Source organism: Paenibacillus sp. J31R122, from assembly GCF_056269185.1.
This window is the reverse complement of sequence record NZ_JBWDNM010000002.1, coordinates 381,969-394,425: the sequence shown is the minus strand read 5'-3', so window position 1 is coordinate 394,425 and position 12,457 is coordinate 381,969. Positions and strand designations below refer to the sequence as shown.

Annotated in this window: 13 protein-coding genes and 2 pseudogenes; 1 reads left to right on the top strand and 14 read right to left on the bottom strand. The window is 42.0% G+C overall.

Going from position 1 to position 12,457, the window contains the following annotated elements:
- Window positions 1–17: 17 nt before the first annotated feature.
- A pseudogene (locus AC0YN7_RS04950) lies at window positions 18–290 on the bottom strand (IS1380 family transposase); the annotation flags it as partial.
- Between the two features lie 65 nt (window positions 291–355).
- Between AC0YN7_RS04950 and AC0YN7_RS04945 the strand changes: the two are divergent.
- Window positions 356–633 (top strand): annotated as a pseudogene (locus tag AC0YN7_RS04945) (DDE-type integrase/transposase/recombinase); the annotation flags it as partial.
- Between the two features lie 506 nt (window positions 634–1,139).
- Here the strand turns inward: AC0YN7_RS04945 and sigK are convergent.
- From sigK to AC0YN7_RS04880, 13 genes are all read right to left on the bottom strand, one after another.
- Window positions 1,140–1,667 carry an RNA polymerase sporulation sigma factor SigK gene (sigK, locus tag AC0YN7_RS04940; RefSeq protein ID WP_475809113.1) on the bottom strand — a complete coding sequence of 176 codons (528 nt, stop codon included), beginning with the start codon at window positions 1,665–1,667 and terminating at the stop codon, window positions 1,140–1,142.
- On the bottom strand, window positions 1,655–1,921 hold the full coding sequence (locus tag AC0YN7_RS04935; RefSeq protein ID WP_475809112.1) for a GNAT family N-acetyltransferase: 267 nt from the start codon (window positions 1,919–1,921) through the stop codon (window positions 1,655–1,657). Before AC0YN7_RS04935 ends, sigK begins: the two co-directional genes overlap by 13 nt.
- Window positions 1,922–1,930: 9 nt before the next feature.
- Window positions 1,931–2,509, bottom strand: coding sequence for a hypothetical protein (locus tag AC0YN7_RS04930; RefSeq protein WP_475808837.1), 579 nt, complete (start codon window positions 2,507–2,509; stop codon window positions 1,931–1,933).
- 281 nt (window positions 2,510–2,790) lie between these two features.
- Window positions 2,791–3,747, bottom strand: a complete 957-nt coding sequence (locus tag AC0YN7_RS04925; RefSeq protein WP_475808836.1) for a Gmad2 immunoglobulin-like domain-containing protein — start codon at window positions 3,745–3,747, stop codon at window positions 2,791–2,793.
- Window positions 3,748–3,955: 208 nt separating this feature from the next.
- Window positions 3,956–4,693: an ABC transporter ATP-binding protein gene (locus AC0YN7_RS04920; protein WP_475808835.1), complete on the bottom strand. Its 738-nt coding sequence runs from the start codon at window positions 4,691–4,693 to the stop codon at window positions 3,956–3,958.
- Entirely contained in the window at window positions 4,686–5,495 is an 810-nt protein-coding gene (locus AC0YN7_RS04915; RefSeq protein WP_475809111.1) for an ABC transporter permease, read from the bottom strand. The genes AC0YN7_RS04920 and AC0YN7_RS04915 overlap by 8 nt, the downstream gene beginning before the upstream one ends.
- 8 nt (window positions 5,496–5,503) lie before the next feature.
- Window positions 5,504–6,073 carry a nitrous oxide reductase accessory protein NosL gene (locus AC0YN7_RS04910; RefSeq protein ID WP_475808834.1) on the bottom strand — a complete coding sequence of 190 codons (570 nt, stop codon included), beginning with the start codon at window positions 6,071–6,073 and terminating at the stop codon, window positions 5,504–5,506.
- Window positions 6,070–7,407, bottom strand: a complete 1,338-nt coding sequence (locus AC0YN7_RS04905; RefSeq protein ID WP_475808833.1) for a right-handed parallel beta-helix repeat-containing protein — start codon at window positions 7,405–7,407, stop codon at window positions 6,070–6,072. Before AC0YN7_RS04905 ends, AC0YN7_RS04910 begins: the two co-directional genes overlap by 4 nt.
- Window positions 7,404–7,781: a hypothetical protein gene (locus AC0YN7_RS04900; RefSeq protein ID WP_475808832.1), complete on the bottom strand. Its 378-nt coding sequence runs from the start codon at window positions 7,779–7,781 to the stop codon at window positions 7,404–7,406. The genes AC0YN7_RS04905 and AC0YN7_RS04900 overlap by 4 nt, the downstream gene beginning before the upstream one ends.
- A 992-nt stretch (window positions 7,782–8,773) precedes the next feature.
- Entirely contained in the window at window positions 8,774–9,748 is a 975-nt protein-coding gene (locus tag AC0YN7_RS04895; protein WP_475808831.1) for a TIGR03943 family putative permease subunit, read from the bottom strand.
- Window positions 9,749–9,762: 14 nt separating this feature from the next.
- The gene (locus AC0YN7_RS04890; protein ID WP_475808830.1) at window positions 9,763–10,746 is read right to left on the bottom strand and encodes a permease; all 984 of its coding nucleotides are present in this window, start codon (window positions 10,744–10,746) and stop codon (window positions 9,763–9,765) included.
- A 155-nt stretch (window positions 10,747–10,901) separates the two neighbouring features.
- Complete coding sequence (gene rpmG, locus AC0YN7_RS04885) at window positions 10,902–11,051, bottom strand: 50S ribosomal protein L33 (protein ID WP_475808829.1); 150 nt, start codon at window positions 11,049–11,051, stop codon at window positions 10,902–10,904.
- Window positions 11,052–11,088: 37 nt separating this feature from the next.
- A complete protein-coding gene (locus AC0YN7_RS04880; protein WP_475808828.1) occupies window positions 11,089–12,306 on the bottom strand; it encodes a GTP-binding protein in 1,218 nt (405 codons plus the stop codon).
- Window positions 12,307–12,457 lie beyond the last annotated feature (151 nt).

Genomic DNA, 12,457 nt, shown 5'->3' with positions numbered 1-12,457 from the left:
ATACATATCATGACCTGACCGATAGACCGAAGCAAATTGTAAGCAAACAGCCCCAGATGCAAGATGAGATCATTTGTTGCAAATTTGCCGGAGGGAAGGCGTTTCAGGTCCAACTCTGACTTGATTTCACTGTGAAATTGCTCGCTTGCGGCATGATCTTTGTAGAGAGCGATGACCTGTTCTTCCTAACAGTCCAGTGTAGTCCAATAGAGCGAGAGTTCCACGCCTGGAACAAGCAGCAGTTGTCCGTTTGGTTCTGTCGTTCGCTCCGTCACTTGGTACACCATGCGAACAGGCTTAATGGATCGCTCTGGATGAACGAGAATATGACCGATATAAATTTCTTTGCCTTCATTCGATGGGGAAAACGATTGATTTTATGCTGTCTGAAAATCGAGGTATACCGGCAGCTAAGCGTTTATTTATAAAAGCTTTGGCCTCGTCTCATAATCAAATACCACGAGTGATCACTTTGGATAAAAACCCGGCATATCCACCAGCCATACAAGAATTAATAAATGAAAAAGCCCTGCCAAAAGAAACTTGGTTAGACAGACAAAATACCTAAACAACATAGTAGAACAAGACCATCGATTCATAAAGAAAATCACAAAACCGATGCTTGGTTTCAAAATGCTATTTACTATCCATTTGTATTCTTGTACCACGGTCGTTACCCGTCGTATTACGAGGTTAGCCAATTTTTACTGGTTGACATACTTTTATTAAGTAGGTCTAATAAACGGTAGCCGGGGTTAAACGTTCGTTACCCTGGGGAAATATCCCTCCGCTAAAACTGTTCGCCCCCAAATGATATTGAAATACAAACGACATGAACATGTCCTTAAAATCAGAAAAAATCTTGGTTTCCCAAGAGTTTTGGCGTTATTAATATGGTGAAACCTAGGGGGATTTGACTCTCTCTTGCTCGTCTACTCATCATGAGATGAATGAATGAATCCTCATTATAGGCTGACGAAGCTTACTCGATGGGGACTTTTAGCGGTAGATTCAGACGCCGTGCTCCTCCACTTGATGCTTTCCCTCCGAAGCCAATTCACCCATTACGCGGACTGGAACCCCTGACCTCATCGCTGCCAGCGATAAGGTCAAATTAAATATAAGGGCACGAGTCTTTATTACCGCTTCGCCTTATAAAACTCATGATACAGCTTCATCAACGCCCGCTTCTCAATCCTGGACACATAGCTCCGACTAATTCCAAGCTCCTTCGCAATTTCCCTCTGCGTCCTTTCATCCCCGCCATGCTCCAAACCGAATCGGCCGATCACAACTTCCTTTTCTCTATCATCCAATATGTCGAGATTTTTATATATTTTCGATTTTTCAATCTTTAGCTGCACCCGGTCTACAATATCATCGGCCTCTGTGCCGAGGATATCGATCAACGTAATCTCATTGCCTTCCTTATCCGTGCCAATCGGATCATGAAGCGATACGTCTTTGCGTGTCTTCTTCAGAGACCGAAGGTGCATAAGTATTTCGTTCTCAATACAACGTGCTGCGAACGTCGCGAGCTTCGTCCCTTTTCCCGTTTGAAAGCTCTCGATTGCCTTAATCAATCCAATCGTCCCAATCGAGATCAGATCCTCGAGATCCTCACCTGTGTTGTCGAATTTTTTGAAGAAGTAAACTATATGTTCAATGCCATAAGATTGATTTTTACAGAGAAGTCATAGCCAAGTCCCATAAGGAAACCTATGCCTTCCACATTATTTTCCTCTATAAGAGTTTCGACACGAGTTTTGCCTTGTGCAAGGTGATATTCAAAAGCTTTTGCAGCAAGATATTTGCCCAACCCCTTGTTCTGCTTGCCTGGCACTACGAATAGCCGTTCGACAGCCCCCGTTTGCCAAGTCATCACACTGCCCACCAGCTTATCGCCTGCAAATGCCGAAATCGTATAAAGCTAGGGACCGCCCATCATCCACTCAAGCATATGAATACTTCTATATAACACCTCTTGATAGAATTGATTCTCTGCCTGTGTGTACTGAATTCGTTCTTTTATCGTTTCCATAGGCCAATGTCTAACTTCTATTCCTTCAGGCAGCTCGACATGGGGTATTGGATCTTCAAGTGACCGCTGAGCAACATAATAAGATTGATACGAAACAAAACCATGACCCCTGTAAAACTCTCCGTCACCGTCAAAATCATCCCAAGCAACCAGCTTAGTTGGCTTCAACGGGTCCCTAAGCTCTTGGGCCATTGCTAGTAAGGATGGATATAGCGCCTTCCTGATTTCTGAAACAGGCACTGCTACTTTATCGGCTACCACTAGCATCACTTCTAAGGTGTCGTGATCATCACCTATACCGCGCCGCAAATATCCGACAGCGAGCAATTCCCCTTCTTCACTGAACACACAGTTCATCTTTTGATGGTGAAAATCCTTGTTGTATTTATAGGACAACCAGACTTTGTAGCTTACCTGCTTTAAACGGTGCAAATCATCCGAATTAAACTGATGGACGGAGATCGTCATCTTTTTATACACCTCTCTCTATTTATTGCATTCCTTCTCCTCCTCATAGGAAGAGTGCGAAATGATATTCTGCGGCAACCCGACTGCTTCATATTCTTGTCATACGACACTACTATCCTTTACACACATTGTCGGATGATGACTTGGACATCTATCTTTAAAAGACAAGAACATGTCAAGCCTAGTTGCGGATATTGCCGAAATTGGGTAGTCGAACAATAAAAAAATGGACATACCATCATTCAGAGACGGATGTCCACATGTGCTGATAGAGTTATATTTCACTCTATATTGTAGCTTATATACTTCTCAGGTACCTTTAAAGGTATAATCAATTGATTCTCTATACTTCCATCTTTGGCGCTATGAACGAATAGGATCAACATCATGTTCGGCTGTGATGCCTTTTCATAGCTTACATCAAATTTGAAATGTCCCCATTCAGGTGCACCAACTTCGGCCATCTCATGTCCTTCCGCTAATATATTATGTCCATCCTCCAACTGCCAGCTAAATGCTGCTTCGAATACGCGAGCCTCTCCTTCAACTGTAAAGTTAGGATTGGCTTCCGTCCCCGGCGATGGAGAAAATAAGCGGAAAGCATCGTTCTCAGCAACTGGAACTTGAACAATATGTCCGGTACGTGCATCCACATGAACGATGATCGGTTGATCCATAGATTCGTGATAGACAAGTTCTACGTTCCAAATATCCTCCTCCTCATCCAGCAAGACGGATTTAATAGCTTTAACGGAGGATGACTCGGTAAGTGTTTGCAAAGCAGCTTGAATGGCTGCTGCTTGCCCTATTTTGTTATCAGTCACCTCTTCAGACTCATTGAACATGATCAACTTAGCGGCTTTTGTTTGTCCCGGATATGACTCCAGAATAGATCCTGAACTCCAAGCTTCCATTTCTGTTCCGATTGCTACGTCCTCGGGCGATATTGTCTGCCCATCGTTATTTTGAAGTGTCGTTTGCTCGTTAATTGTGAACCAGAATGCATCGATATAGGAGTCTTCATTTTTTTCAACAAATGTCGTAATTAACCAACGATTCCCATCTTTGCTGATGACTTTACCTTTATCTACTAATTTGAAAGCTGTCTCCAGATCTTGACCGGACTCCTGATTCTCGGGTGAATCACCAGAGTCTGAGTTGTCTCCAAAGCCGCATGATGCTAACAGCGTCATTGTGCACAGCAAAGCGAGAATAAGAACTCCCTTCTGTATACGCATGCTCCTCATCTCCTTTGACTATTAGACGGAGCTTTGGTTTCAAATGTTACAAGGACAGCTTTAAGATCTGTTTCGGATGGTGGTAATTGCCGATGTCACCGATCTCCAGCCCCTGCTCCCACAGAAAGCGGACATCATTAAATTATTGAAATAACAAATCCCCCGATCTGCTCCAATCGGGGGATTTGTTTAAATATTTTGATAACCATTAGAATCCGTTAAGGTTTCCCGTTAAACCAAACCACTCAGCGAATGCATCCTGCAATCCGCTAGTGCCTAATTGATCTCGAATATCGGCTGATGTTCCTTCAAGTTCGATATGACCTCCCCTAAGCAAGGCAATTCGGTCTGCAAGCGCCTCTGCAATATGTAGCTGATGGGTGGAGAATATGACGGTTTGCCCGTTTGCTGCAGTTTCTTTCACAATCCGTACAAACGTTTCTATCCAGTATGGATCGAGGCCATTTGTCGGTTCATCCATTAAAATAATCGGTGGTCTAGCTAATAATGCTTGCGCAAACAATACGCGCTGCCGCATTCCTTTGGAGAAGGAGGTTACTGATTTCTTCCCTGTGTCCTCAAGGCCGACTTCCCTCAGCACTTCCTTTGCTCTAAGCTTCGGTATCCCCCGAAGGGCTGCCCAGAAAGCGAGCGTTTCATAAGCGGTTAATCCTTGAGTGAAACGAAAATCGTCGGGCATGTAGCCTATAAGCTCGGCATAACGCTTACGATCATCCTTCCAGCGCACCCCCCCAACGGTTATGCTGCCGCTTTCAGGATGAGAAATACCTGCAATCATTCTCAGAATCGTACTCTTTCCTGCTCCGTTTCCCCCGCACAAAGCCAAAATTTGACCTTGATCAACCTGCAGATCAAGTGAATTAATGACTACCTGCTTCTTCATTGACTTTTTTACGCCTTCAAGCTTCACAATAGGATCAGGCACGTGAACGCCTCCTTTCCCAAATTAGCTGTGCAGTTGCAATGACGCTTGCTATCCATACTATAGCCGTGCCAAGGTATACAAAGCTGCCTGCTGGCTTTCTGATCCATTTTATCCATTCATAATATTCCGGACCTAGAATAGCTCCTCCGCCCAGCTTAACTACAGTAAAAAGCCTTGAGAGCTCTGCCGGATTAAGAAACGTAAGCATAGTAACCGCTGGCTTGATAATTGGATGCGGCATGAAGCCTAATGCTGCAATAAGCAATGGCGGCCAGCCGATAATTGCAAAAAACCATATCGCAACAGCGATCGTTAACGCTTGCCACCGATTTTTGGCCAGTGTGCCTACCAGCAGAGCAATCGCCAGAAAAAATAAGGCAACGCTGAAGGAAAAGGCTAGTAGCTGCAAGTAGGTCTGAAGTCCAAATCCATATCCTGCAACTAAACCTAGCATGCCAGCAACTCCAAAACCTACGGAAACAATAACAAGCAGTACAATAACCAGCCCTATATATTTTCCTATGATGAAGGACCATGTGCTGATGGGATAAACGGACAATAGCTCCCAGCTCCCGTCCTCCTTCTCTGCAGTCAATGAAAACGATCCGAGTAGCAAAGACATCAAGGGCAATAAATACAAGATCAAATTGAGAGTTGTTCCGGTAATGCCTGAGTAGCCTTGAACATAGCCTTGCGCATTAATTAATAACAAGCAAAGCATGAATAATGCAAAAAGTCCCATGAAAGAATAGGCCCACGGATTACGAAACCCTATTCTCACTTCCCTTATTGCAATATGCATCGTCTGAATCACGAGTTTTTACCTTCTGTTCCATGACCCATGTCCATCTCTTCTTTACTATCGTCTGAATGCTTGTTTTCATTGTGCTTTTCCATGTTTTCCATGTCCATCATATCACGGTTAACTTCCCATTTATGTTCAGCAAGCTCTTCAGAACTAAGTAATTTTCCCTTTCCTTGCTCATCGATGTAGACCTGTGCGGAAGCTTTATCCTCGAAGGCGATAACGCCATAAGCCATTGGTGTAATGTATGCAGAATCGTATGCGTAGAATGCCTTCTCATATTTAATCCAATCGCCGCTATTATGATCTCTGACAAACTCAGCTCCTACCGCTTCGGAACCATTTTGGACTTTCCACTTATTCATGCAGCCAATATCGTCAAACTTCAAGGATTGGCCATCTGTCGTAATAATTTGAGTAGCGTAAGGATCATCCTTCACCGCCATGTTGCAAATGACACACTTATCGGTTTCTTCATTAATTGCTTGCGGCTTGTATTCCTTAGCCCCGCATGCGCTTGCCAGCAGTAAAATAACGACCATAAATACCCCTGCACCAAATCGTTTCGTTTTCATCTTCTTCTTACCCCCAAATAAATTAGATAATAGGCCAGACTTAGTAGTCCGGCGCCAACTAAAGCAGAATGCAATAACGTTTGCGTTGGTAAAATAAAACTCATTTCCCCTGTCGGTTTCATCAGAGGCGATGCATCCGTCGACCATGATTGTCTCTCCGACTGATAGAGATCTTCTAGAAAAACCATACCCGGTGACTGGAAAAATAATTGAAAGCCCGGTCTTGCTTTAACTAGACTTTGAAAAAAAGGATTGATCGCATACGCAGTTTCACTTTTTCCATCTCCATCCGTATCAATCCCTTGAAAGGAATCCCAATAGTTTCCGTCCAGTATATTACCGACACTATTTCTTGCTTCAGCATTCGCAACATTGCCAATAAACTGATTATCAGTCATGATGTTTTTTTCGGCATCAAGAAGCTGGATTCCGATAAAATTACCAATAACCGCATTGCCTTCTATGTTGTTTTGCGTAGATTGCTCCACGTAGAGTCCTACACGATTTCCCTCCACGTGGTTGTTGCGAATGTTTGATTGATGCGCATCAAACAATAAAATGCCTTGTGAGTTAACACTTTCACTTTGCTTAGTGAATTGGTTTCCTGAAACCTCAACATCGCGAACTGCCATAATCATTGCACCGGTAATGTTCAGATTTCCGAAGTTATTGCGTATAATCGTCCCCTTTGTATACATGCAATGAACACCGTAACGCAGCAGTTCAAAATGATTATCCTCAATCAAATTGTTGTCGCTGTTCTCCATATAAATCCCATCATGCATAGAAGAAATGGTATTTCCGTTGAAACGATTTCCGCTCGATTCATACAAATCGATTCCGTTTCCTTTGTCGGATAGCTTAACTGGACGATTCTTGATTACACCTGCCCATTCAATACTTGAGCTTCGGACCTCACCATTGTTAGCTTTCCTCATCTTAATTCCAAATGAGCCGGTACGAATTTGCAAATGATCCAACATTACACCATCCGCCAGGACAAGAACGGCAGGTTGCTTCTTGATCGTCTCGTCTAAGATAGTCAATCCAAATAAAGTAACGTCATTAGCCTTAATTTGTACAGCAGGTTTTTGGGTTATATTTTTAACTATAACCACCGCATTCGGACTCGCCTCCAATCGTAGCGTCTTATCAATGATGATCGGACCATCATAATTCCCTGCTGGAATCAGCAGTGTGTCACCTGCCTTCGCCTCATTTATAAGTTTCTGCAAGGGGCTCGTCAACTCATCAGCAATTACGAGACCTGCGCCACTTATCATGAGTATTACTGCCAGCAACAACGCTATCATGAATTTCTGCGATGCCTTCATTGCACCTCCACCTGTTTCTTTTTCGTTAGATGGAAATCGTCAGTATTCAGATGCAAGTACACTTCATATGTACCTGATTTCGGAAATGTGTACGTTCCGTTAAATGCATTTTGTCCCTCTTTAACAGCATCCAACAATTCCGGCTCCCCATTTACTCGAATCTCAAACACCATATCTGTAGATTTGGAAAGCTCGCCTCCAGTAAAATCCGCCTTCAGCTTAATTGGCGAACCTGCTTTTGGAATCTCAGGCACCGTCGTTAAAGTCGCATCGATAGCCGCGGGGTCGATTGTTTCCTGTGGAGAGGTCGAGCAAGCTACTAGACAACCGAGTAACACCCATATCGCAGCTATCTTTATCGCCTTTTCTAGCAATTTTTCACCTACTTTCAAAATTTTATATTTCTATTCTAACAAATACTTACTTTTATCCTAATGACTCGAAAGAGCTATAAACTAAACTTAAAAGTGACAAATTTAAAAATATCCATTTTGAGACATTAATGTCCTTTAGTACTTTCTCTTTTGCTTTAACACATATGTAAAAAAACAGACCTGCAAAGGCAAGCCTGTCATGTTGGGATTTAATAATAAAATATTTAGTTTCAATTAATTCCTACAGCCTTTCTTTATCAAGTTAATACTCTTCCCTCAGATGAGAAGAGAAGTACACCTGACTAGAATACAAATTGGAGTTATAGGCTATTTCATGGAAGGAAAAAAGACGGCGGTGGCAGAAGTCATTGAGATTTTAGGGTTACATTCTAATGCGGAATCAACAATCGATCTAGATTTATAAAATAATAACTTTAGCACAGTTTTGATACTTCACCACTTTAACGCACTACATCTTAAAATCTGTATTTTGTACATATGTATATAAACAGGCGTGACGCCTTGTTAGACCATCCTCCGAAATCTGTCTAAGGACACAAATTCACCTACATTAATGACACAAAATTACCATCATTGTCTCCCACGTTCGCAACATTCTTATTATTAGCAGAACCTATCATTGCCGAGCAATTCCGTTATATATCCAATTAAGAAGATCAAGCTCTCATTCGATTCACAATGTTCAACACTACATCCATTACGAAGCAACTTTCTGTAAGTGAGCTGGCCGTTTTTGCAAGCTTAAACCGATTGACTGGATTCCCATTATGCCGTTAGCAAATTACAAATCGTTGCAGCAGCTATCGATGAACATTTGCCTTAATCGAAAATATTGCGAATCCTCCGTTCAACTACAGATGATCGTCAGCAAACTAAAACATGCAGTATCTCACTTTAAAGTATATAAAGAAAATCAAGGCTTATCGTAAGCCTTGACTTTCTTCACTTTTCACTTAACAGCACAGCTATTATCAATCTACATCGAGTTCATGGAAATCACCAAAATACGGGTAAACATACGGACTAATAGGTACATCCATTTGTGATATTTTTCGAGCTTCCAATTCAATAATTTCGTTGCCATTGAATTCGGTTAGTCCAATAATTCCAGTTATTGTGACCCAAGTATCGTTCTCGAAACTACTGCCACTAGCTGATTTTACAAGAAAGCCATAAGGCAAAGCATCGGCTGAACAACACTGCATCGCCATTCGGGAGACGACAAATTGATTAGTATCCATCCCATCTTCCCGATAGACAAATCCGCTAATGACAATTTCTTTTCCAATAAAGTTATTCCTATACATATCTAGAGCCGTAAGCATTTCTAGAAATCCCTCTTCTTTGATCTGGATTTCTTCTATCTTATATATTCGTTTCCCAAGCTCCGCTATTTCCATGTTGTATTCGTCCGTAGGAAACAATTCGTCCAACAGAGAATCCTCAACGGCTCCATCGGAGCCATTGGTTTCGTTCTTTTCAGTAGGTTCAACACTTGGTGTGGAGGGAATCGGTTCGAAGGTTGGTTTTGGATAAGACAGTTGTTGTACTTGCTGAACATTAGAACCATTTAGATTCATCCCCTTTACAGCCACGACATCGCTACCCATTAATTTGTGTGGAAGCGCGAAACCAACTAATAAGGGGACAGCAAACAAACCATACATCAAGATACTCTTGAAAATCGATTTTGGCGGCTCCTGTCTACAATCACAGTCTTCATCTGTAGGTGTATTCTCATCAGCCTGTTGTATCGCTTTATAAGCAAAATAAGCGGCCAGAATGAATAGTGCTACAGCTGTATATTTGACATAAGGGATCATACGTGGCACAATATAATATTGGATCTTATCAATTTTAACCAAATAAACAATGTAGAAGGAAAAGCCGGCTAAGATACCTGCACGAATGAAGGAATGTAGAGCCAAGCCTCGATGGTCATGCATGAATGCACCTCCTCTTACCATAAAAAAATAGGTCCAATAACAAAAGAGCCAAACAACACAGTGATAGATATGGAAATGGCAAGAAATAGGACGAATTTCACTCTGAAAATAGACAATAGCATTAACGTACCTTTAAAATCAAGCATAGGCCCGAAGACCAAAAATGTCAGTAGCGAGCTCGCTGAAAACATACTTATAAACGATGAGGCAACAAAAGCATCAGAAGTCGAACAAAGTGATAAAATATAAGCAAAACTCAACATAAAAAAGTGTGATGCGAATTCTCCTTGACCAATATTTACAAGTTCCGTACGTGGAACAAACGTTTGAATACAAGCTGTAATAATCGAACCAAGAATGAGATACTTCCCCATATCGAAAAACTCACCGCCAGCGTGCCTGATCACCCCCTCAAACTTATTAACGTGTTGGACAGAATGAGACTTACCCGAATAGGCTACTCCAGTTAACGTCTCCTTCGTGTGTTTCATCGGATTCTTCTTAACAAAAAAGTAAACGATAAGCCCAATAACGGCACTTACTGCAATAGCCATTCCTAAACGTGTATAGACCATCTCCGGTCTATTTCGAAATGCGACATACGTTGCAGAATAAACAACTGGGTTGACAATCGGTCCAGCCAGAATAAATGTGACTCCGGCATACAATGGCATACCTTTGGCAACTAGCCTGCGCACCACTGGGATTAAACCACACTCGCATACTGGAAAAATGATACCAAGCAAGCTAGCTATGACTACACCAAGGAAAGGATTACTAGGAATAATTCGTCGAATCCAGGATTCGGGTATAAAAACCTGCATCACGGAAGAAACAATAATACCTAGAAGAAGAAACGGCATGGCTTCTAATACGATACTTATTAACATCGATTTAAAGACATTCATTTCTTTTACTTGAAGAAACACATTTACATCTAGAAGTCCTGGAGTGAAAGCAATGATCAAAATAGCAGCTGTTAAAGCAATAAAAATCATATTTATCTTCCAAGTAGTTAGAGATGATGTTGGTTTCAAGGATCTATCACGCACCTAACTGTAAATATTACAATGACCATCACGATAAAAGGATTTCCACTTCATCAATCTAACCAAGCAGGGCTGCTCTCCGAAGAGAACAGCCAAATAGTTGTTTATCGTGCTTCTCTATGAATGGTGTACCTCTTAAGACGCGGACTATATTTTCTAAATTCTAGTCTTGCCGGTTGTGTGCGTTTGTTCTTTGTTGTCGTATAATTTCGATCTCCGCATTCCGAACAAGCGAATGTAATGGTGACTCTCATTGTGTCAGCCTCCTTTCTTACTTAAACGAATTCTTCGTCATTGTAATTGCTCCTCTAACTGTATATCAGATTGATTAGGGAATTCATCTTTCAATTCGCACCACTCCATTCCCATTTCTTCATCTGTTAGCAAACAACCGTCAAGTTCATCCGATAATGATTGTCGATCCATGGACAGCCCAATAAATACAATTTTGTTGATCCTGTCGCCATATCTTTCGTCCCAGTAATCCGCAATCTTCGGATCTTCACGCATAGCCGCTGCTCGCTCCTCTTCGGGAAGTGCTGATACCCACAGTCCTGCTGGACCGAATTGAATGGAGGGACCTGCCTGGCTAAAACTTTGCGCCATTTCATTACGTGTTGCGAGCCATACCATCCCTTTGGCACGAACGACTTCAGCCGGCCACTCGCTCATCCATTTCATTAACCTCTCTGGATGAAAAGGACGTATCCTATCATAGACGAAAGATGATATTCCATACTCTTCCGTCTCCGGAATATGATGCTCCTTGGTCATTTCCTGCAACCAGCCAGCCGACTTACTTGCCTCGTCAAAGTCGAACAAACCAGTGTTCAGAATTTCTGAAGTATCGATTTGTCCGTAAACAGAACGAATAATTTTGGCACGCGGCTGAAGACTCGCAAGCACCGTGACTAACTCCTGCAATTCTGTTTCCTCGACTCTATCGCATTTATTAAGTATGAGCACATCGCAAAATTCGATTTGATCGATTAGCAGATCGACCACTTCTCGGGTGTCTGTTTCCCCCACTTCTTGTTTGCGATCCATCAGGGTCTCGCCTGAAGAGAAGTCTTTCCAAAAACGATAAGCGTCAACAACGGTTACCATACAATCCAGCCGGCAAAATTGAGTTAAGTCAATGCCCTGCTCTTCGTCAATATAAGTAAACGTCTGAGCGACTGGAACAGGTTCTCCTACTCCTGTCGATTCAATCAGTATATAATCGAATCGCTGTTCCTTCGCCAACCTCTCTACTTCTCTCAGTAAATCTTCCCTGAGCGTACAGCAAATGCAACCGTTGGACATTTCAACGAGTTTTTCATCCGTTCGGGAAAGTCCGCCGCCCTCATGGATCAAATCCGCATCAATGTTCACTTCACTCAAGTCGTTCACAATAACCGCAACTCTCATCCCTACACGATTATTCAATACATGATTTAAGATTGTTGTTTTACCGGCTCCCAAATATCCGCTCAAAACGGTAACGGGAATTTTCTTATTATCATTCATTTTTTCACTCCTAACGTTTCTCTTCGAAATAATTTGTAAAATTTACGATCCATAATCATAATTCACTAATTAATTGATAACAGCAAGGAGTCGATTAATCGTAAACATTACTATATATAATTGTAATGTTTACGATTAACGACGTCAATGG